A 21,448-nucleotide genomic window follows, 5' to 3' on the forward strand; every position below is an offset into this window, starting at 1 on the left:
TGACGGTGTTGATCGCCATGTCCATTGGCCTGTTGACCTGCGGTGCCCGCCCGGCGGCCGCCTATGACCAGTCGCCGCAATTCGGCGACGGGCACTTCCACAATCCCGCAGGCAAGAGCGCGCTGGGCTTCGTCGGCACGCTGGGCGTGATGTGGAAAATGCTGTTCGAAAAGCCCGCCGACGCCACTCCGCTGGCCCCGATTCCGGTGCAGGCGCTGAGCCGCCAGGCCCTGCTCGACGCGCCCGACGACAGCCTGTGGCGACTGGGTCACTCGACGATGCTGATGAAGCTGGACGGCCATTTCTGGCTGACCGACCCGGTCTTCGCCGAACGTGCCTCGCCGATGTCGTTCATGGGCCCCAAGCGCTTCCATGCGCCGCCGCTCACCATCGCCGAACTGCCGCCCATCACCGGCGTGATCATCTCCCACGACCACTACGATCACCTCGACCACGATGCCATCCTCGCGCTCGCGCCCAAGGTGCAGCACTTCGTCACCGCGCTCGGCGTTGGCGACCGCCTGATCGGGTGGGGCGTACCGGCCGCGAAGGTCGTGCAGCTGGACTGGTGGCAGGACACCCGCGTGGAGGGCCTGAAAATCGTCGCGACCCCGGCCCAGCACTTCTCCGGCCGCACCCTCGCCGACGGCAACCGCACGCTGTGGGCGTCGTGGGTGATCGACACCGGGCGTACCCGGATCTTCTTCAGCGGCGACACCGGCTACTTCGACGGCTTTGCCCGCATCGGCGAGCGCTACGGCCCGTTCGACCTGACCATGATCGAGACCGGTGCCTACGATGCGCAGTGGCCGGATGTGCACATGCAGCCCGAACAGAGCCTGCAGGCGCATCTGGACGTGCGTGGCAAGGTAATGATGCCGATCCACAACGGTACCTTCGACCTCGCGTTGCATCCGTGGACCGAACCGTTCGAACGCATCACCGCGCTGGCGCAGGAACAGGACGTGGCGCTGACCGCGCCGCACATGGGCGAACGCCTGGATATCCGCAGGCCGGCACCGTCGACCCAGTGGTGGCGCGAAGGACAGCCGACAACGAAGTGAGATCGGCACCGTGCGGCTCCGCACCGGCATGACGCGCTTGGCGATAAAGTAGGCTCAGGCGCCCGGCGCGTCATCGTCCAACACGGAGCACGCAATGAAACGACTGATCCTGGTAGCGGCCTGCGCCTTCGCGCTGGCGGCCTGCAGCAACCCCGAGGCCGAGCGCCAGGCGCAGGAAGCCGCCGCGGCTGCCGCCAAGGCGCAGCAGGAAGAAAAGGCCGAAGGCGTAGCCAAGCAGTACGACATGGCGGTCGCCGCGCAGGATTGGGAGCGTGCCCGCATCCACGGTGGCTCGCTGCTGGACCAGTACAAGGACACCGACGTCGCCGCCCGGATCGAACCGGGCTATGCCGAGGTCAAGGCCAAGGCCGAGGCCGCGCGCGAGACGCGCCGTCTGCAGGCCCTGTGGCAGTACAACCAGATCCCGGTGGGCACCAAGGGCATCCAGTCCTCGGCGCAGATCTACAGCAAGGAGCGCGTGGACGTGGATGGCAGCGGTGCCAAGCCGGTGCAGCTCGTGTTCCGCGATCATCCCGAATGGAAGCGCCATGCGTACCTCGTGCTGCAGGCCGGCGATTTCCGCTGCCCGAAGTGCCAGGTCAAGGTGACCGTCGACGATGGCAAGCCGGTGTCCATGGCCGCCTGGCGGCCGGATACCGATGAAGCGATCGCGATGTTCATCACCGACCAGAAAGCGCTGTGGAACCTGGCGCGCAAGGCCAAGGTGATCAGCATCGAGTTCCCGGTCAAGGCCGGTGGTACGCGCACGGCCGTGTTCGAAACCGGTGGTGTGGATGCCAGCCGCATGCCGCAGTGGTGGAAGTGAGCGGCCTGCCGGCGATCCGTCACTGGGTGTTCGACATGGACGGTACGCTGACCGTGGCGGTGCACGATTTCCAGCGCATCAAACGTGACCTTGCGATTCCCCCGGACGACGACATCCTCACCCATCTGGCCGCGCTGCCGGCCGAGGAGGCCGCGGCCAAGCATGCGTGGTTGCTCGCACACGAACGTGCGCTGGCCGGGGCGGCGCAGCCCGCCCCCGGCGCCGTCGCCCTGATCCGCGCGCTGCACGCTGCGGGCTGCCGGCTGGGCATCCTGACCCGCAACGCACGCGAACTCGCCGAGGTGACCCTGCAGGCGATCGGTGTCGGGGACGTGTTCGCCCGAGAGGACATCATCGGCCGCGACGAAGCCGAGCCCAAACCGTCACCGGCGGGCCTGCGCTATTTCGTTGAGCGTTGGCAGGTGGATCCTGCCCAGGTGGTGATGGTCGGCGACTACCGCTTCGACCTGGAATGCGGCCGTGCCGCCGGCACCCGCACCGTGCTGGTCAACACCCCGGACAACCCCTGGCCGGGCATGGCCTGCTGGCACCTGGCCGATTGCGGGCAGGTGCTGGCGGCATGGGAAGGCAACCAGATGTCGGCCTGACCGCGCCGGACAAGTTCCTGCCCATGATCGGCAGGCGGTGGACCCGGAAAGCAGCCAGGCATGGCCTGGCTCTACCCTCATCCCCCCCTGATTCCCGTCTGGTGGAGAGCCCCCTTGATGTTCAAGGGGGCGCGCCGAAGGCGGGGGGATAAGGTGGCATGCAATTGGGACCCGCGATTCGCTACGGCGAATCGTGGGCCGCGTTTGATCGCACTGCGATCAAACGTTCAACGCGTAACCAAACTGCTGCTTGAACTGCTCATTGAACTCATCGAACGTGAAGCGCTGGTTCTGGGTGCCCGGGTGCTCGACCTTCAGCGCGCCCATCAGGTTGCCCATGCGGCCGATGGTCAGCCAGTCGTAGCCCTTCTCGATGCCGTAGATCAGGCCGGCGCGGAACGCATCGCCGCAGCCGGTCGGATCGACCACGCGGCGCTCGTGCGCCGGCGGGATGTCATAGGTCTTTTCCGGGGTGTGGATGACGGCGCCCTTGGGGCCACGGGTGGTGATGTAGGCCTTGACCCGGCTCACGATCGCCTGTTCATCCCAGCCGGTGCGCTCCTGCAGCAGGTTGGACTCGTAGTCGTTGACGACGACGTAGTCGGCCTGCTCGATGAAGGTGCGCAGCTCCGGGCCGTTGAACAGCGGCATGGCCTGGCCCGGGTCGAAGATGAACGGCACGCCGGCCTCGAAGAATTCCTGCGAGTTCTGGATCATGCCCTCGCGCCCATCCGGGCCGACCAGGCCCAGGGTCACGCCCGGCACGTCTTTCACGTGGTTCTCGTAGGACCGCATCATCGCGCCCGGGTGGAAGGCGGTGATCTGGTTGTTGTCGTGATCGGTGGTGATGAACGCCTGCGGGGTGAACAGCTCATCGATCACCTTGACCCGGCTCAGGTCGATGCCCAGGCCCTGGAAGTACTCGCGGTACGGGCCGAAATCCGAACCCACCGTGCCCATCGGGATCGGCTCGCCACCCAGCAGGTACAGGTTGTAGGCGATGTTGCCGGCGCAACCGCCGAATTCACGACGCATGCGCGGCACCAGGAACGACACATTCAGGATGTGCACCTTGTCCGGCAGGATGTGATTCTTGAACTGGTCCGGGAACACCATGATGGTGTCGAAGGCAAGAGAACCACAGATCAAAGCGGACATCGAGTAAGGCCTATGCGGAAGGGGGTTTGAGGCCCGTTGGGCGGGCAACGAAACGGCGCCCTGCGGCGCCCTGCGGCGCAAAGGTTAACGGGTAGGGCGGCTTTGGGCCAGAACCCGGGCTGTCCGGATTGGCCTGAATGGCCGTGAAGGCTGGCTTTCGGCCAGATTTGTCCTTGCTCGCGCACAGGGGGATTGCTAGGCTTGTCGGCCTCGAATTCTGCCCATTTTTTCGCCATCCCGCGTTGGGCGCGACACCCCTCAGGATCAACTCCCAGATGTTCAAGAAACTGCGTGGCATGTTCTCCAATGACCTGTCCATCGACCTGGGCACGGCCAACACCCTCATCTACGTGCGTGGGCAGGGGATCGTGCTGAACGAGCCGTCGGTCGTGGCCGTGCGCCAGGACCGTGCCATCGGTGGTACCCGTTCCGTGGCTGCCGTGGGCGCCGAGGCCAAGCAGATGCTGGGCCGTACCCCGGGTCATATCACCACCATCCGCCCGATGAAGGATGGCGTCATCGCCGACTTCACCTACACCGAGGCGATGCTCAAGCACTTCATCAAGAAGGTCCACAAGTCGCGCTTCCTGCGCCCGAGCCCGCGCGTGCTGGTCTGCGTGCCGGCCGGCTCGACCCAGGTCGAGCGCCGCGCGATCAAGGAATCGGCCGAAGAGGCCGGTGCGCGTGATGTGTTCCTGATCGAAGAGCCCATGGCCGCTGCGATCGGCGCCGGCATGCCGGTCACCGAGGCGCGCGGCTCGATGGTCATCGACATCGGCGGCGGCACCACCGAAGTGGCCGTGATCTCCCTCAACGGCATCGTCTACTCGGCCTCCGTGCGTATCGGCGGCGACCGCTTCGACGAATCGATCACCAACTACGTGCGCCGCAACCACGGCATGCTGATCGGTGAAGCGACCGCCGAGCGGATCAAGGTCGAGCTGGGCTGCGCCTACCCGCAGGCGGAAGTGATCGAGATGGAAATCTCCGGCCGCAACCTCGCCGAGGGCGTGCCGAAGATGATCAAGATCAACTCCAACGAAGTGCTTGAAGCCCTGCATGAGCCGCTCTCGGGCATCGTCAGCGCGGTCAAGCTGGCGCTGGAACAGACCCCGCCGGAACTGTGTGCCGACGTCGCCGAGCGCGGCATCGTGCTGACCGGTGGTGGCGCCCTGCTGCGCGACATGGACCGCCTGATCTCCGAGGAAACCGGCCTGCACGTGCAGGTGGCCGATGACCCGCTGACCTGCGTGGCCCGCGGTGGTGGTCGTGCGCTGGAGCTGGTGGACATGCACGGCAACGAGTTCTTTGCGCCGGAGTGAGCCGTACCGGCCGTGTATCGTAGACGCGCCTCTGCGGCGTGATGCCTCCGGCAAGCGTCGCTTGCCGGGCGTCACCTCGCCGGGGCGTTGTCGCATGCTGTTCCCGCTGCGCTCTTGTTCCGCGCGCTTCATCCACATTATTTCCAGTCGACGCCTGTGCCGCCTTACGCCGGTCCTCCCGTAGCCTCCCGCCAGGGCGATGCCGCCAGTCCGCTGCGCCTGCTCGCTTACCTGGCGTTGGCCATCACCTTGATCGTGCTCGATGACCAGGCGGGCTGGCTGTCGCGCCTGCGCGCGCAGGCCAACGTGCTGGTGCAGCCGGTATGGGCGCTGGCCGGCCTGCCGGGGCGCCTGGGCACGCAGGTCAAGGACAACGCCGCCAGCCACGGCCAGCTCGTCACCGAGAACCGCGAACTGCGCAACCAGTTGCTGATCGCCAATGCGCGGTTGACCCGCCTGCAGACCGCCGCGCTGGACAACGCCCAGCTGCGCGAGCTGCTCAACGTGGCCGAACGCAGCGGACTGGACGTACAGCTCGCCCCGATCCTGGATATCGACCTGGACCCGGTGCGCCAGCGGCTGGTGCTGGCCGCCGGCACCCGCGATGGCGTGCATGTCGGCCAGGCGGTGATCGATGCCGGCGGCCTGATGGGCCAGGTGATCGCCACCACCGGCAACAGCGCGACCGTGCTGCTGCTCACCGACCCCGACCATGCCGTGCCGGTTACCGTGGCCCGCAACGGCGTGCGTCTGATCGTCTACGGTCGCGGCGACACCCTGGAGCTGCGCGACATTCCGCTCAGTGCCGGGGTGGAAGTGGGCGATGAGATCGTGACCTCAGGGCTGGGTGGGCGCTTCCCGGCCGGGTTCCCGGTCGGCAGCATCACCGCGCTGCGGCCGGATGACACGCATGCCTTCCTGGTTGGCGAGCTGAAGCCGGCCGCCCAGCTCGACCGCGGTCGCGACGTGTTGCTGCTGCGCCCGGGCGAGGCGATCCGCATTCCGCCGAACCTGCGTCGCGACGCGGGCGAGGCCGGTGGCCCGGCTGCGGCGCCGCTGAGTTCATCCCCCGCCACCACGGCACCTGCGACGGCGCCCGCCAATGCACCGCAGGCCAACCGGCCCGGTCCGTCCGCGCCGGTACCGGTGACGCCGCGTCGTGCCGCAGCCGCGCCTGCGCCCGCGCCCGCGCCCGAAACCGGCGCCGCGCCGCCGGAGGAACAACGATGAGCCGCCTGCGCGACAAACCCTGGGTGCTGCCGGTGAGTCTGGTCGTGGCGCTGCTGCTGGGCCTGTTGCCGTTGCCGGCGCTGCTGCAGCCGCTGCGTCCGTACTGGCTGGCACTGGTGCTGGCGTACTGGGTGATCGAGACACCGGACCGGGTCGGGCTGGGCATCGCCTTCGCCAGCGGCGTCATCGCCGATCTGCTCTATGGCGGCGTGCTCGGCGAGCAGGCGCTGCGGCTGGTGATCCTGACCTTCATCCTGCAGCGCTTCCGCGCGCGGATCCGCTTCTTCCCGATGTCCCAGCAGATCCTGGCGATCGGCGGCCTGCTGTTCAACGACCGCATCGTCAGCGCGGTGGTGCACATCGTGGTCGGCGAGCCGACCCTGCCGTGGTCGTACTGGTGGGCGCCGCTGCTGGGCATGGCGCTGTGGCCGCTGGTGTTCGTGCTGCTGGACGCGCTGCGCTTCGGGCGACGCGGGCGCTGACATGTACATGCGCCGCCAGGCCAAGAATCCGCATGCCGAGGCAGAACAGTTCCGGCGCCGTGCCGCGCTGGGCTTCCTTGGCGTGCTGGTGTGCCTGTTCGGCCTGGGGGGGTGGTACTTCAAGCTGCAGGTGATGGACCACGACATCTACGCCACGCGCTCGGAGGCCAACCGGATCAAGCCGCGGCCGGTGGTGCCGGGGCGCGGGATGATCTATGACCGCAACGGCCGGCTGCTGGCCGAGAACGTGCCGGCGTTCCGCCTGGACATCACCCCGGACAAGGTCAAGGACATGGACGCCACCCTGGCGGGCCTGTCGAAGATCCTCGCGCTGAGCCCGGAAGACATCGAGACCTTCAACAAGTCGCGCAAGGCCCGTCGCAGTTTCCTGCCGGTCACCCTGAAGCTGCGTGTCACCGATGAGGAGATGGCGCGCTTCGCGGTGGACCGCTGGCGCTTCCCCGGCGTGGAGCTGGAGCCGTACCTGACCCGTCGCTATCCGTACGGCGATCTGTTCGCGCACATCATCGGCTACGTCGGCCGGGTCGATGACAAGGATCTGGAGATGCTGGGTGAGGGCAATGCCGCGCTGACCCACATCGGCAAGTCCGGGCTGGAGCGCTATTACGAGCAGCAGCTGCGCGGCAAGGTCGGCTACGAGCAGGTCGAGACCAACGTGCAGGGCCGGGCGATCCGCACCATCGGCCGGGTCGCGGCGCAGTCGGGCAGCGATCTGCGCCTGTCCATCGATGCCGATCTGCAGCGCGCGATGGTCGCCGCCTTCGGCGAGTTCGAAGGGGCGGCGGTGGCGATGGACCCGCGCACCGGCGAAGTGCTGGCGATGGTCAGCCTGCCGTCCTACGACCCCAACCTGTTCGTCAACGGCATCTCGCATGCCGATTTCAAGGCGCTCAACGACAACCCCTCGCGGCCGCAGTTCAACCGCCTGGTGCTGGGCGGCGTCGCGCCCGGCTCGACGATCAAGCCGCTGATCGGCCTGGCCGGCCTGGACAGTGGCGTGCGCAGACCGGAAGACAAGATCCTGTCCACCGGCATGTTCTATCTGCCGGGCACCTCCCGCGGTTGGGGCGATGCCAACCGTGGCGGGCATGGCTGGACCGATCTGCGCAAGTCGATCACCCAGTCGGTCAACACGTACTACTACAAGCTGGCGCTGGATCTGGGCATCGATCGCTTCGACCACTACATGGGCTACTACGGGTTCGGCGCACCGACCGGCATCGATCTGACCGGCGAGATCGGCGGCATCCTGCCCTCGCCGGCGGCCAAGTTCAAGGCACGCAAAGAGCGCTGGTATCCCGGTGATACGGTCAACGTCAGCATCGGCCAGGGCGACTGGAAGGTCACCCCGCTGCAGCTGGTGCACGGCGTGGCCGGCATCGCCGATGGCCAGCTGCGCCAGCCGCATCTGGTGATGCAGCAGCGCGCCGGTTTCGATGCGGACTGGACGGCCACGCCGCCGGGCGAGAGCAAGCCGATCAGCCCCACGCCGAGCAATCTGCAGGCGGTGCGCGAGGGCATGATGGGCACCATGCAGCCCGGCGGCAGCGGCGCGCGTGCGGCCGCAGGCGCGCCGTACGTGATGGCGGGCAAGACCGGTACGGCACAGGTGATCAGCCGGCGCGGTACGGCGGCGGTCAACCCGCGCAGCCTGCCACTGCATCTGCGCCATCGCGCGCTGTTCGTGGGTTTCGCGCCGGCCGACCATCCGGTGATCGCCGTGGCGATCGCGGTCGAGGGCGGCGGCTACGGCGGCTCCGCCGCGGCGCCCATCGCACGCAAGATTTTCGACGCCTGGCTGCTCGGCAAAATGCCCGATGGTCTGGAACCGCTGGACAGCGAGCGCGGCACCACCGCGATCGGGATCACCGCCTTCGATGGCGGCGATGGCGCCGTGCGCGAGGCGGGCGACGCCGCCGTGGCTGCGCTGGAGCTGATGCCGGTGGTGGTGGGCCTGCCTGCGCCCGCGCCCGCGCCGGACCCCGGTGCACCCGTTCCCAGTGCCACCCCACCCCCGACCGCACCGGAGCGGCCACGATGAAGGTCTTCCTGCGCTGGGCGGTCGACATGGCCGTCCGCTTCAGCAGCTCGCTGGACTGGGTGCTGTGCCTGGCCCTGGCCGCGCTGATGTTGATGGGCCTGGCCGTGCTCAAGAGCGCTGGAGGTGACGGCCTGGTGTTCGCCCAGGGGGCGCGCTTCGCGGTTGGGCTGGGCGCGATGTGGGCGATTTCGCGGATCTCGATCCTGCGCATCCGTTCGGCCACGCCGCTGATCTACGCAGTCTCCATGATCCCGCTGCTGGCCGTGTTCGTGCTGGGCACCGGCAAGTACGGCCGCCAGTGGCTGGATCTGAAGCTGTTCTACCTGCAGCCGGCCGAGCTTCTCAAGGTCAGCCTGCCGATGATGGTGGCCTGGTATCTGCATCGCATGCCGCTGCCGCCGCGCTTCTCCACCGTGCTGACCAGTGCGGTGATCATCGGCGTGCCGACCGGGCTGGTGATGCTGCAGCCGGACTTCGGCACCGGTGTGCTGATCGCTGCCAGCGGCGCGTTCGTGCTGCTGCTGGCCGGCCTGCCCTGGTGGTGGGTAGGTGTGGCGGTCGGCGGTGTGGCCGCGGCCGCGCCGGTGGCCTGGTTCTGGCTGCTGCGGCCGTACCAGAAAGACCGCATCATGATGTTCATGGACCCGGAAAGCGATGCGCTCGGCGCCGGCTGGAACATCATCCAGTCCAAGATCGCGATCGGCTCGGGCGGCTTCGATGGCAAGGGTTGGGGGCAGGGCTCGCAGTCGCACCTGAACTTCATTCCCGAGCAGACCACCGATTTCGCCTTCTCGGTGCTGAGCGAAGAATTCGGCTGGATCGGCGTGGCGATCGTGCTCGCGTTGTACCTGGTGGTGATCGGGCGTTGCCTGTGGATCGCCTCGCAGTCGCGCGATACCTATTCGCGGCTGCTGGCCGGCGCGACCGGGCTGGCGTTCTTCGTCTATGTGCTGGTCAACGGCGGCATGATTTCCGGCCTGCTGCCGGTGGTCGGTGTGCCGATGCCGTTGATCAGTTACGGCGGTACCTCGGCGGTCTCGCTGTTGGCCGGCTTCGGGCTGGTGATGGCGGTGCGTCGCCACAATCCGGTGCACGGCGGCTACGGCTGAGCAGACGCGATGCGTGCGCCGTGGCCCGGCGGTACGCATCGGCTAAGGATTGCGGCGCCCGCGCGTGTTACGGTCCTGCGCTCGCGCCGGCCTGCCTGACGGGCCCGCTTTCTGTTCGCCGTGTCGCCTCCCGCTGTGCGTCGCGTCATCCACAGGAGTCGTCCGCATGGTCGAACTACTGCAGCGCGCACGCGCCGTGTTCCATTTCTTTTTCCGCACCCTGGATCTGCCCCTGGTGGGCGCGCTGTGCCTGCTGATGGTGGCCGGCCTGGCCGTCCTGCACAGCGTGGACGGGCCCGTGCATGCACAGGCGATGCGCTACGGCGCCGGGCTTGCCGCACTGTGGGGGCTGTCGCGGCTGCCGGTGGTGACGCTGCGCGCGTGGTCACCCTGGATCTACACGTTGTCCTTGCTGCCACTGCTGGCCGTCTATGTGGTCGGCACCGGCAAGTACGGCCAGCGCTGGTTGAACCTGGGCGTGTTCTACCTGCAGCCTTCCGAGCTGCTCAAGCTCAGTCTGCCGATGATGATGGCCTGGTACCTGCACAAGCAGCCGTTGCCACCACGGCCGCGCGCGGTGCTGACCGCCGCGTTGCTGATCGGTGGCCCGGCGGTGCTGATCCTGCTGCAGCCCAACCTGGGCACGGCCACGCTGGTGACCGCGAGCGGGGTATTCGCGCTGTTGCTGGCCGGCCTGCGCTGGTGGTGGATGGCCGTCGCGCTGGGTGGGTTGTCGGTGGCCGCGCCGCTGGCCTGGTTCGGCCTGCTGCGGCAATACCAGAAGGATCGCGTGCTGACCTTCCTGTATCCGGAGAACGATCCGCTGGGCACCGGCTGGAACATCATCCAGTCCAAGATCGCGATCGGCTCGGGCGGCATGCATGGCAAAGGCTGGGGGCAGGGCACCCAGGCCACGCTGGATTTCCTGCCCGAATACACCACGGATTTCGCCTTCTCGGTGCTGGCCGAGGAATTCGGCTGGGTCGGCGTGGCGGTGGTGCTCAGCCTGTTCCTGTTCGTCACCGCGCGCTGCCTGTGGATCGCCAGCCAGTCGCGTTGTGGTTATTCGCGCCTGCTGGTGGGCACCACCGGCCTGGTCTTCTTCGTCTATGTGCTGGTCAACGGCGGCATGATCTCCGGCCTGTTGCCGGTGGTGGGCGTGCCAATGCCGCTGATCAGTTATGGCGGCACTTCGGCGGTCTCACTGCTGGCCAGCTTCGGGCTGGTGATGGCGGCGCGGCAGCATCAGCCCGTCCATGCGACATGAGCTGTCGGCGCGACCGCGATTGCGCATGCCCAGCACACGAAAACGGTTTCAGGTGCAAACGTTGTCAACGCCTGGAGATAAAAGTGAGAAGTGGCGCACAGATATGGAGTGACTTGATCTCGATCAATGGACTTGTCGTAAACGGCCTGCACAATGGCGGCCCGCCAACAACGACGCGCTGAGCCAAGCATCGCGGATGGGGAGTCTGGCGGGGAGTAGTTGACCCAACAGGCAGAAGGGCGAGGCGCGCGCTGGGGAGATGCGCGCCGCGCCGCTGCCGATCGGGTCCGGTTTGGCCGGTTGCGTCTGCGGGGATGGGGACGCAACCGGCGAACCTCTTGTGCCTTCTGCATCTTTCTCAAAAGTGAGACGTGCGTTGCTCGATGGCCCTTCGCCGGGCGGCTGCGGTGAGCCGGACATGCGCCTGGCCGCATTGCCGCGCGTTCGAGACGGCGACGGCGTCTTCGTCAGACTATGAATGGGCGGGGGAGGCAGGGCCTGTCTACACACGGGCTTAACGGCCGCAAAGAAACTCAGGCAATCCGTTGAGATTCATGGTCTTAGGGGTTTTAATTCATCCATGACCTGCTAACCTGCCGCGATGATTCGACGCTCCCTGGCCTGCATGCTCACGCTCGGTTTGGTCGCTTGTGCGACCCAGCCGCAGACTCCTTCACCGACGCCGCAGGCCTCGGGTGTCCCGGTCACGCCGGCCGCCGGCAACAAGGGGCCCGCCGAAGCCGCCCCCGAAGCCGCCGGTGCCAATGCCGCCCCGGTCGATCTGACCCCGGTGCCCTTCGAGGTGGCCCGCGCCAACTTCGTGCGTGACACCGCCGCCCGCTACGGGATTCCCGCCGCGCAGATCCAGGCAACCCTCGCCCAGGCGCAGATCCGTGATCCGATCATCGCCGCGATGTCGCGCCCGGCCGAGCGGGTTAAACCGTGGAACGAATACCGGCCGATGTTCATCAGCCAGGCGCGGATCGAGGGGGGAAAGAAATTCCTCGCCCAGCACCGCGAGGAGCTGATGCGCGTGCAGCAGCGCACCGGCGTGCCGGCCGAAGTGATCGTGGCGATCATCGGCGTGGAAACCAGCTACGGCGGCAACACCGGTAGTTACCGCGTGCTCGATGCGCTGTACACGCTGGCCTTCAAATACCCGCGCAGCGGCGATCCGGCCAAGCTGGAGCGCGAAGTGCGCCGTGAGCTGTTCTTCCGCGACGAGTTGGCGCGCCTGTTCGCGCTGACCCGCGACGAGAAGCTCGACATCACCGCGATCAAGGGCAGCTACGCCGGCGCGATGGGCATGGGCCAGTTCATGCCGTCCAGCTATCTCGACTATGCGGTGGATGGCAACGGCGATGGCCGTCGCGATCTGTTCAACAGCTACGATGACGTCTTCTCGTCGATCGCCAATTACTTCGTCAAGAAGGGCGGTTGGGTGCGCGGTGGCCCGGTCGCCGTGCCGGCCACGCTGCAGGCCGGTCGCGAAGAATTCAATCCGACCGAATGGGCACCGACCTGGACCTTGTCCCAGTTGGCCCAGCGCGGTTACCAGCCCAGCGTCCCGGTCGCGGCCGGCCTGACCGCCACCCCGATCACGCTGGAAGGCAGCACCGGCAAGCAGTACTGGCTGGGCTTCCAGAATTACTACGCCATTACCCGCTACAACCTCTCGAAAATGTACGCGATGGCCGTGTACCAGTTGTCCCAGGCCATCGCCGGACAGGAGTTGCCGCCGGCATGAACACGATCGCACGCTCCAGATGGCTGATCCCGGGTCTGTTGATACTGGCACTGGCCGCCTGCAGCAGTGCGCCGAAAAAACCGGGTGGCAGCACTGCCGGCAGCAGCAAACCGTCCGGCGCGGTGGTGCAGGGCAAGGGCGGACGCCCGGCGCATTGTCCTGACGGGTCGCCCTACAAGGCGGCGGCGGAAGATCCGAGCACGCGCGGTGACTACCGCGCCGGCGGCCTGTACAAGCCCGGCGTGAATGACAGCACCCCCACCTACATCCCCAACGTGGCCTGCATCCCGGAGCCGGAAGTGGTCGATCTGCCGCGCTCCGCGATCGGCAACAAATCGCCGTACGTGGTGCTGGGCAAGCAGTACCAGGTGATGGACAAGACCCGCGGCTATGCCGAGAAGGGCACGGCCTCGTATTACGGCGCCAAGTTCCATGGCCGCCTGACCTCCAACCGCGAGGTGTACGACATGTACGCCTTCACCGCCGCGCACAAGACGCTGCCGTTGCCGAGCTTCGCCCGCGTCACCAACCTGGACAACGGCGAATCGGTGATCGTGCGGGTCAACGATCGTGGCCCGTTCCACGATGGCCGCGTGGTCGACCTCAGTTATGCCGCTGCGGTGCGCCTGGGCATCACCCAGCGCGGCACCGGCAACGTGGAAGTACGCGCGCTGGCCCCGGGGGATGACAACCTGCTGGCCGACAAGCCCAGCCGTCGCGAGCGCCGCGAGGTTGCCGCCGCTGCGGCGGCCGCCACCACGGCCAGCGCTGCCGCGGCACGCCGCGCCAGCGACATGGATGCCCTGGTCGGCAAGCTGCCGGCCGCCACGGCCACGGCAGCCGCCGCCAAGCCGGCCGGCGAGCAGTACCGCTACCGCGTGGCCGACTCGGCCAAGCCGGGCAACGCCGACAACTTCGATCACTGGATGCGCGACAACGGCGTGCGCGTGGCGACCGGCAAGCCCGCCACCACCCAGGCCGCCAGCGTCAACAGCGCCCCGGTCGCGGTGGCCGCGTTGCCCGCCGCCGCACCTGCAGCGCGCCCGGCACCGGCGCCCAGCGCGACGCTCTCCCAGCAGGTGCTCGGCAGCGTGCTGCTGCAGGTCGCCAGCTTTGCCAGCCGCGACAACGCCACCCGTGCGCTCGGCCAGTTGTCCTCGGCGGGGATCGCCGGGGCCAGCATCAGTGACATCGTCAGTGGCGGGCGCACCCTGTGGCGCCTGCGCGTGCCGGCCCCCGACCATGCCAGTGCCTCGGAACTTGCCGGCCGGATTGCCGGTCTGGGCTTCGGGGCGCCGCAGATCGTGAAGGACTGAGCCTTCCGCTGCCCGCGGCACGCCAGCGCGTGCCGCCGCTCCTTGGGCCTACAATGCCCCTTATCCCTCATCCCCCCTTGGCGCCCTCCAGGAGCTTGCTGTCCGATGAAATTCCGCTTTGCCGCCGCTGCCATGGCCACGACCCTGTTCGTGGGCATGGTTTCCGCCCAGACCCCCTTGCCGACCCCGGCACCGGCGCCTGCTCCCGCCGCCGCCGCACCGGCCACCGTGGCCACGCCGCCGGCCCCGAAGCCCAGCGTCTCCAAGGCCTGGATCCTGATGGATTACGCCACCGGGCAGGTCCTGGCCGGTGAAAACGTGCACGAACAACTGGCCCCGGCCAGCATCACCAAGGTGATGACCTCGTATGTCGTGGCCGCCGAGGTCAAGAACGGCAAGGTCCGTACCGACGACCAGGTGATGATGAGCGAGCGCGCCTGGCGCGAGGGCGGCGCCGGTACCGACGGCAGCTACAGCGGCTTCCCGGTCAACCAGACCGCGCGCCTGGAAGACATGGAAAAGGGCATGGCGATCCAGTCCGGCAACGATGCCGCGATCGCCCTGGCCGAGCACGTCGCCGGCAGCGAAGAAGCCTTCGCCTCGCTGATGAACAGCTACGCCGCCAAGATCGGCATGAAGGACTCCCACTTCGTCAACGCCCATGGTCTGAGCGCCCCGGGCCACCACACCACCGCCTATGACCTGGCGCTGCTGGGCCGCGCGATGGTGCGTGACTACCCGGAGACCTACGCCTACAACAAGGTGAAGGAATTCACCGTGGGCAACATCACCCAGCCCAACCGCAACCTGCTGCTGTGGCGCGACCAGAGCGTGGACGGCATCAAGACCGGCCATACCTCCGAAGCCGGCTACTGCCTGATGAGTTCGGCCCAGCGCGGCGACCAGCGTCTGGTGGCGGTGGTCCTCGGTGGCGGTTCGGAAAAGCAGCGCGCCGATGACAGCCTGGCGCTGCTCAACTGGGGCTTCCGCTTCTTCGAAACCCACCGCATGTACGAGCCGGGCAAGGTCGTGGCCGAGCACAAGGTGTGGAAGGGCAAGACCGCCACGCTGCAGCTGGGCGTGGCCCAGCCGATGCTGGTCAGCGTCCCGCGCGGCCGCTACAACGATCTCAAGCCGAGCATCGATGTTCCCAAGACCCTCGAGGCCCCGTTCACCGCTGGCCAGCAGGTCGGCACGCTGAAGGTGATGCTGGACAACCAGGTCGTCGCCCAGGCGCCGCTGGTGGCCGTGGCCGCCGTGGAAGAAGCCGGCTTCTTCAAGCGTCTGTGGGACAGCTTCTGGATGTGGTGGGAATCGGAGTAATCCGGTTCGACCGCAGTGAAAAAAGACCGGCGCATGCCGGTCTTTTTTTTGGGTGGGCGATGGGCCGTGTGGGGGTGTGCCGACCAATGGTCGGCAGCTACCACGTGAACCGGTGCGGATCCGGGTAGTGCCGGCCGCTGGCCGGCTCCTCGCACTTACAGCGACCGGCTGATCGTGAAGCTGCCAAACACCGGCGCCTCGCGCTGCCCATCGAACTCGCGCGTGCTGTGGTAGCGCGCCAGCGCGAACTTCCAGCGCCCACGCATCACCGCCAGCCCGTACCCGGCCTGGCCGACCACATGTCGCTTGTCGACACTGTGGCTGTTGCGGAACGTGTTGCCGTCCAGCGTGATATCGCGGATCACCCACGCCGCATCGGTCGTGGCGAACAGATGCCACGACCACCCGCTCGGCTTGCCACCGCGCGTCGGCGCCGTGTTCTCACCGGCCGGGCGCAGGGGGGTACTGCCGAAATCGTCCGGCAGCTTCCAGCCGAAGCGCACTTCGCCACCGGCATTGAGGTGCGTGGCCAGGTTGCCCACCGCGCCACCGTAATGGCTGATCGCATCCCAGCCCCAGCCGCCCAGGTTCTCCGTGGCATCGGCCGGCCACCGGCGCATCCGCTCGTGGGTCAGCATGAACACCGGCTCGTTGTGCAGCTGGTTGTCCCAGCCCTGGAACTTCTCATCGCCCAGCAGCTCGTGCACCGCGTTCTGCACTTCTTCGCCCTGTGCCCAGGGCCCGACCACGCCCAACGCCAGCTGCGTTGTCTGCAGCCGGTCGCCGCGGCGCGCGTTGTACCCGAAGCTGCCGATCAGCACGCCCGCATACGGGCGGTCATCTTCGATCAGGTCCTTCCGGGTGAAATCGGTCGGGGTGAAAATTCCCTGGGCCAGGCTGAAGATCATGTTCTGCTGTTCGAACTCGCCCGGGTGCAGCCGCTCCAGGTGGCTGTTGACCCAGCGCGCCAGGCGCGGCAGGCATGGGTCGTCGGTGTAGTCGACCAGATTCGGCGACACGAAGGTGATCTGGGCCCCGTTGGTATAGCCCTGATCCTGGTCCTTGCCGCCGAACAGATCGTTGTCAACGCGGAAATTGACCTGCGGCGGATGCTCGCGCATCGCATCGGGCCCGCATTGGGAGGCAGCCTGGGCGGCAGGCGCCGCCAGGGCGAGGACACCGGCAAGCGCGGCCGGCAGCGCGAAGGGCTTCAAGGACATGGGATACCAGACAGGGATTTATTCTTTCTTAAGCTGGTACAGCGTAGTCAGAGCGTGATCCTGTGAACAGGGCTGCGCACGCACTGCTGCGTATCAGTGGCGATACAGGCGTTTTCACGTGCCGTTCGGTACCGCTGTGCGCACGATCAAGCAGTGCTTGGGTTCGGGCGCGGGCATCCCCATAATCCGGGTCATGGAGATCAAGTCTGACAACCCCGACCACGGCTTCCAGTTCCCCGGCCAGTTCGAACTCAGCGCCATGGGCGCGGCCGGCAACGACCTGGAACGCGAACTGCCGCGCCTGCTCGAGCTCGCCGGCCTGGAAGTGCTGACCGAACGGGTCAGCTGGAAACACTCGTCCAACGGCAAGTACGTGTCCGTGCGACTGGTGTTCAAGGCCGACAACCGCGAACAGTACGATGCCGCCCACAACGCGCTGCGCGACCACCCGGAAGTGAAGTGGACGCTGTAGCCAGCTGCGCCACTGCCGCGGCCCCGGGCGACCGGGCGCCGCAACCGGCCCTCGTGCGTGACCTCGGCCGCCAGCCCTATGCCCCGGTCTGGCACGCCATGCAGCGTTTCACCGATGCCCGCACCGATGCCACCCGCGATGAACTGTGGGTGGTCGAGCACGACCCGGTGTTCACCCTGGGCCAGGCCGGCAAGGACGAGCACGTGCTCGCCCCGGGCGATATTCCCGTTCTGCATGTCGACCGTGGCGGCCAGGTGACCTACCACGGCCCCGGCCAGCTGGTGATCTACCCGCTGCTGCAGTTGCGGCGACTGGGGATCGGCGTGCGCGACTACGTGTGCCGGATCGAACAGGCCATCATCGACACCCTGGGCGACTGGAACATCGGCGCCGAGCGCCTGGATGGCGCGCCCGGGGTCTACGTGGGCGGGGCCAAGGTGGCCGCGCTCGGCATCCGCGTCCGCCGTGGCTGCACTTTCCATGGCCTGTCCTTCAATGTGGCCATGGACCTGGAACCGTTCCGCCGGATCAACCCCTGTGGCTATCAAGGGCTGCAGGTGACCTCGGTGGTAGACTTGGGGGGACCGTCCGGCATGGCGGCCGTCACGCCGGTGCTGCTGGGCCATCTGGCCCGCCAGTTCGGCCTGGACCTCGAGCCGGCCGCTGAACTACCCGATTTGACTGACGCGGCGTGAACGCCGCCGACCAAGGCCATGACTGAAACCACCGCTCGCCTCATTCCCCTGCAGGTTGTGCAGGGCGACACGCCGTCCGCCGCCCCGTTGCAGACGGGCGTCAAACAGATCGGCGGTGACAAGATCGGCCGCTCGCCGGTGCAGTTCGCCGACGTGCCGGTGCTGCGCAAGCCGTCGTGGATCCGCGTGCGGATTCCCTCCGGCAACGCCGTGCAGAACCTCAAGGCCAAGCTGCGTGAGAACCGCCTGGTCACGGTCTGCGAGGAAGCCAGCTGCCCCAACATCCACGAGTGCTTCAGCCACGGCACCGCGACCTTCATGATCCTCGGCGAGGTCTGCACCCGTCGTTGCTCGTTCTGCGACGTCGCCCACGGCCGGCCCAAGCCGCCGGACGCCAATGAACCGGCCAGCCTGTCCCAGACCGTGGCCGACATGGGCCTGAAGTATGTGGTGGTGACCAGCGTCGATCGCGATGACCTGCGCGACGGCGGTGCCCAGCACTTCGCCGACTGCATCGGTGCCATCCGTGCCAGGTCGCCCAAGACCAAGATCGAAGTGCTGACCCCGGATTTCCGTGGCAAGGGCCGCATGGAGCGCGCGCTGGAGATCCTGGCGACCAACCCGCCGGATGTGTTCAACCACAACATCGAAACCGTGCCGGACCTGTACCGCAACGTGCGCCCGGGCGCGGATTACCAGTGGTCGCTGACCCTGCTCAAGAAGTTCAAGGCCCAGCACCCGGAGATCGCCACCAAGTCCGGCATCATGCTCGGCCTCGGCGAGACCCTGGAGCAGGTGCAGGCCACGCTGCGCGACCTGCGCGAGCACGACGTGGACATGATCACGATCGGCCAGTACCTGCAGCCGACCGCGCATCACCACCCGGTGCTGCGTTACTGGACCCCCGAGGAGTACAAGGCGCTGGAGGAGTACGGCAATGCGCTGGGCTTCAGCCACGTCGCTTCCGGGCCGATGGTGCGTTCGTCCTACCATGCCGACCGCCAGGCGGCCGACGCCGGCGTCGCCGGTTGATCCCGCGGGCCCTTCGGGGCCCGTTCTGCCAATCCCCACTCGTCTTTCCCCGGCCGCGGCCCTGAACCGCGGATGGCCGCAGGCCTGTGCCTGCCCGCCGTTCTCCCCGGTATTCACAAATTTCTCCAACGGCCTCGGTAGGCTGAAGGCCCCGGTGACAAACGCGGCAACTTTCGGCACTGTCGTGGTGTCTGTAATGCACGCAGTCTCTCCCTTGGCAAGGTGCCACGAGCTAGTCCATGAAATTCAAAGCCCCCGCATTCCTGATGGCCCTGGCGCTCACCGCGCCGATGGCACTGGCCGCCTACGCCGATTCGCCCGCGCTGCCTTCGGCTGCCACGGCCGACCAGGTGACCACCTCCAAGCTGGTCTACGGACTGCTCTCGGACAGCCGATACGCCTACCGGCCGCGCGCACTCGATGCGGCGACCTCCAAGGACGTCTTCAAGCGCTACCTGGAGTCGCTCGACAGCAGCAAGCAGTTCTTCACCCAGGCCGACATCACCCGCTTCGCCCCGTTCGAGGCCAACATCGCCACCGCCATCCGCGGCGGCGAGCTGGAACCGGCGTTCCAGGTGTTCGCGGTCTACAAGCAGCGCGTGGGTGAGCGTGTCGGCTATGCGCGCAAGCTGCTCAAGACCGATTTCGATTTCAGCACCGATGAAAAGTTCGAGTACGACCGCAAGGACGTGCCGTGGGCCGCGAGCAGCGCCGAACTGGACGATCTGTGGCGCAAGTCGGTCAAGAACGATTGGCTGCGCCTGAAGCTGGCCGGCAAGCAGCCGGCCGAGATCCGCAAGACGCTGGACAAGCGTTATGCCACGCTGGAAAAGTCGGTCAATGAGCTCAAGGGCGAGGACGTGTTCCAGTTCTTCCTCAACGCCTACACCAGCGCCGTGGATCCGCACACCGATTACTTCACCCCGCGCACCGCCGAGAACTTCAACCAGGCGATGTCGCTGTCGCTGGAAGGCATCGGCGCGCAGCTGCAGCGCCAGGACGACATGGTGGTGATCCGCGAGGTCATCGCCGGTGGCCCGGCCGCGGTCAACGGCACGCTGAAGCCGGGCGACCGCATCGTCGGCGTGGGCCAGGGCAAGTCCGGTCCGCTGGAAGACGTGATCGGCTGGCGCATCGATGATGTGGTGGCCAAGATCCGCGGCAAGAGCGATACCCAGGTCCGCCTGGAGTTCATTCCGGCCGAAGAGGGCGTCGACGGCAAGCACCACACCCTGGTGCTGACCCGCCAGAAGGTGCGTCTGGCCGAACAGGCCGCCAAGGGCGAGACCCTGACCATCCCGGCCAAGGATGGGGAGCCGGCCCGCAAGGTCGGCGTGATCAAGTTGCCCACCTTCTACCAGGACTTCGAAGGCCGCCGCCGCAACGCCGCCGACTATGCCTCTGCGACCCGCGACGTGGCCAAGCTGCTGGCCGGCTTCAAGGCCGACAAGCTCGATGGCGTGGTGCTGGACCTGCGCAACAACGGCGGTGGCTCGCTGGATGAAGCGATCGAACTGACCGGTCTGTTCATCGAACAGGGCCCGGTGGTCCAGGTGCGCGAGTCCGGTGGCCGCGTCACCGTCAACAGCGACCGCAGTGAAGTGGTGGCGTGGGACGGCCCGCTGGCCGTGCTGATCAACCGCGGCTCGGCTTCGGCGTCGGAAATCTTCGCCGGCGCCATCCAGGATTACGGCCGTGGCCTGGTGATCGGTGAGACCACCTTCGGCAAGGGCACCGTGCAGAACATCGTCGACCTCGACCGTTGGCCCAGTGGCGAGACCCAGCGCTTCGGCCAGGTCAAGCTGACCATCGCCCAGTTCTTCCGCGTCAGCGGCAGCAGCACCCAGCACAAGGGCGTGGTGCCGGATCTGGCCTTCCCGGCCAGTGTGGACGCCAGCGAGTACGGCGAAAGCACCTACGACAACGCTCTGCCGTGGACCCGTATCGCCGCCGTGCCGCACACCCAGTACGGCAACTTCGGCCCGCTGCTGCCCAAGCTGGAGAGCCGCCACGACACGCGCATCGCTGCCGACAAGGAGTTCCAGTGGTGGAACGAGGATGTCGAGCAGTTCCGCGCCGAGAAGGCCAAGAAGTACATCTCGCTCAACGAGGCCGAGCGCCGCGCCGAGCGTGAGAAGCAGGACAAGCAACGCACCGACCGCCAGGCCATCCGCAAGGAACTGGGTCTGGATCTGGATCCGTTGGCCGATGACAGCAATGACGACGGCCTGACCGGCAACGAGCGCGATATCGTCAAGGATGCCGCGCGTGAGAAGGCGGCCGAAAAGCGTCCGGATCCGCTGCTGCGCGAGTCGGCCGCGATCCTGGCCGATGCGGTCAACCTGTTGGAGGCCGACCGCCCGCTGTCGGCCCAGGTGCTGCCGCAGTCGACCGGTGTCGGCCGCTGGGCGGACTGACCGCCGCGGCAGCCCAGCTGAACCGGTGACAACTCCACAGGCCGCCCTTCGGGGCGGCCTGTGCATTTCCACCTCCTGCCAACGTGCGCAGGTCTATC

18 protein-coding genes are annotated in these 21,448 nt (G+C 67.3%); 16 read left to right on the forward strand and 2 right to left on the reverse strand.

Annotated features, from left to right (window positions below; all coding sequences use genetic code 11):
* Window positions 1-17 precede the first annotated feature (17 nt).
* The 3 genes from ABE483_RS10225 to ABE483_RS10235 all read left to right on the forward strand — a co-directional run bounded on the left by ABE483_RS10225 (window position 18) and on the right by ABE483_RS10235 (window position 2,498).
* Window positions 18-1,064: an MBL fold metallo-hydrolase gene (locus ABE483_RS10225; RefSeq protein WP_313212989.1), complete on the forward strand. Its 1,047-nt coding sequence runs from the start codon at window positions 18-20 to the stop codon at window positions 1,062-1,064.
* Window positions 1,065-1,158: 94 nt separating this feature from the next.
* Complete coding sequence (locus tag ABE483_RS10230) at window positions 1,159-1,890, forward strand: hypothetical protein (RefSeq protein ID WP_313212991.1); 732 nt, start codon at window positions 1,159-1,161, stop codon at window positions 1,888-1,890.
* Window positions 1,878-2,498, forward strand: coding sequence for an HAD family hydrolase (locus ABE483_RS10235; RefSeq protein ID WP_313219569.1), 621 nt, complete (start codon window positions 1,878-1,880; stop codon window positions 2,496-2,498). The genes ABE483_RS10230 and ABE483_RS10235 overlap by 13 nt, the downstream gene beginning before the upstream one ends.
* A 219-nt stretch (window positions 2,499-2,717) precedes the next feature.
* On the opposite strand, the gene ABE483_RS10240 is transcribed toward ABE483_RS10235, so the two are convergent.
* The gene (locus ABE483_RS10240; protein WP_346463486.1) at window positions 2,718-3,656 is read right to left on the reverse strand and encodes a carbohydrate kinase family protein; all 939 of its coding nucleotides are present in this window, start codon (window positions 3,654-3,656) and stop codon (window positions 2,718-2,720) included.
* Between the two features lie 275 nt (window positions 3,657-3,931).
* Here ABE483_RS10240 and ABE483_RS10245 point away from each other — a divergent pair, with 275 nt between their 5' ends.
* The 9 genes from ABE483_RS10245 to ABE483_RS10285 all read left to right on the forward strand — a co-directional run bounded on the left by ABE483_RS10245 (window position 3,932) and on the right by ABE483_RS10285 (window position 15,514).
* Window positions 3,932-4,978, forward strand: a complete 1,047-nt coding sequence (locus ABE483_RS10245; protein WP_019186044.1) for a rod shape-determining protein — start codon at window positions 3,932-3,934, stop codon at window positions 4,976-4,978.
* Window positions 4,979-5,134: 156 nt separating this feature from the next.
* Window positions 5,135-6,208: a rod shape-determining protein MreC gene (gene mreC, locus ABE483_RS10250; RefSeq protein ID WP_346481619.1), complete on the forward strand. Its 1,074-nt coding sequence runs from the start codon at window positions 5,135-5,137 to the stop codon at window positions 6,206-6,208.
* Window positions 6,205-6,690, forward strand: coding sequence for a rod shape-determining protein MreD (gene mreD, locus ABE483_RS10255; protein ID WP_019186042.1), 486 nt, complete (start codon window positions 6,205-6,207; stop codon window positions 6,688-6,690). Before mreC ends, mreD begins: the two co-directional genes overlap by 4 nt.
* A 1-nt stretch (window position 6,691) precedes the next feature.
* A complete protein-coding gene (gene mrdA / locus ABE483_RS10260; protein WP_313212999.1) occupies window positions 6,692-8,752 on the forward strand; it encodes a penicillin-binding protein 2 in 2,061 nt (686 codons plus the stop codon).
* Complete coding sequence (rodA, locus tag ABE483_RS10265; protein WP_313213001.1) at window positions 8,749-9,861, forward strand: rod shape-determining protein RodA; 1,113 nt, start codon at window positions 8,749-8,751, stop codon at window positions 9,859-9,861. Before mrdA ends, rodA (ABE483_RS10265) begins: the two co-directional genes overlap by 4 nt.
* A 166-nt stretch (window positions 9,862-10,027) precedes the next feature.
* A complete protein-coding gene (rodA, locus tag ABE483_RS10270) occupies window positions 10,028-11,128 on the forward strand; it encodes a rod shape-determining protein RodA (RefSeq protein ID WP_313219570.1) in 1,101 nt (366 codons plus the stop codon).
* 601 nt (window positions 11,129-11,729) lie between these two features.
* The gene (gene mltB / locus ABE483_RS10275; RefSeq protein ID WP_346463484.1) at window positions 11,730-12,875 is read left to right on the forward strand and encodes a lytic murein transglycosylase B; all 1,146 of its coding nucleotides are present in this window, start codon (window positions 11,730-11,732) and stop codon (window positions 12,873-12,875) included.
* Window positions 12,872-14,191 (forward strand): septal ring lytic transglycosylase RlpA family protein, encoded by a 1,320-nt coding sequence (locus ABE483_RS10280; RefSeq protein ID WP_313219571.1) that lies wholly within the window; start codon window positions 12,872-12,874, stop codon window positions 14,189-14,191. The genes mltB and ABE483_RS10280 overlap by 4 nt, the downstream gene beginning before the upstream one ends.
* A 105-nt stretch (window positions 14,192-14,296) precedes the next feature.
* Window positions 14,297-15,514 (forward strand): D-alanyl-D-alanine carboxypeptidase family protein, encoded by a 1,218-nt coding sequence (locus ABE483_RS10285; RefSeq protein WP_152152282.1) that lies wholly within the window; start codon window positions 14,297-14,299, stop codon window positions 15,512-15,514.
* Between the two features lie 155 nt (window positions 15,515-15,669).
* Here the strand turns inward: ABE483_RS10285 and ABE483_RS10290 are convergent, their stop codons facing one another.
* Entirely contained in the window at window positions 15,670-16,734 is a 1,065-nt protein-coding gene (locus tag ABE483_RS10290) for a lipid A deacylase LpxR family protein (protein ID WP_176988173.1), read from the reverse strand.
* A 193-nt stretch (window positions 16,735-16,927) separates the two neighbouring features.
* Between ABE483_RS10290 and ABE483_RS10295 the strand changes: the two genes are divergently transcribed.
* The 4 genes from ABE483_RS10295 to ABE483_RS10310 all read left to right on the forward strand — a co-directional run bounded on the left by ABE483_RS10295 (window position 16,928) and on the right by ABE483_RS10310 (window position 21,350).
* Window positions 16,928-17,206 (forward strand): DUF493 family protein, encoded by a 279-nt coding sequence (locus ABE483_RS10295; RefSeq protein WP_121041243.1) that lies wholly within the window; start codon window positions 16,928-16,930, stop codon window positions 17,204-17,206.
* Entirely contained in the window at window positions 17,194-17,901 is a 708-nt protein-coding gene (lipB, locus tag ABE483_RS10300; protein WP_313211595.1) for a lipoyl(octanoyl) transferase LipB, read from the forward strand. The genes ABE483_RS10295 and lipB overlap by 13 nt, the downstream gene beginning before the upstream one ends.
* Before the next feature lie 18 nt (window positions 17,902-17,919).
* A complete protein-coding gene (gene lipA, locus ABE483_RS10305; RefSeq protein ID WP_313211596.1) occupies window positions 17,920-18,933 on the forward strand; it encodes a lipoyl synthase in 1,014 nt (337 codons plus the stop codon).
* Between the two features lie 239 nt (window positions 18,934-19,172).
* Entirely contained in the window at window positions 19,173-21,350 is a 2,178-nt protein-coding gene (locus ABE483_RS10310) for a carboxy terminal-processing peptidase (protein WP_313211597.1), read from the forward strand.
* The last annotated feature ends 98 nt before the right edge of the window (window positions 21,351-21,448 follow it).

The organism is Stenotrophomonas sp. TWI602, from assembly GCF_039674045.1.
Taxonomy (GTDB): domain Bacteria; phylum Pseudomonadota; class Gammaproteobacteria; order Xanthomonadales; family Xanthomonadaceae; genus Stenotrophomonas.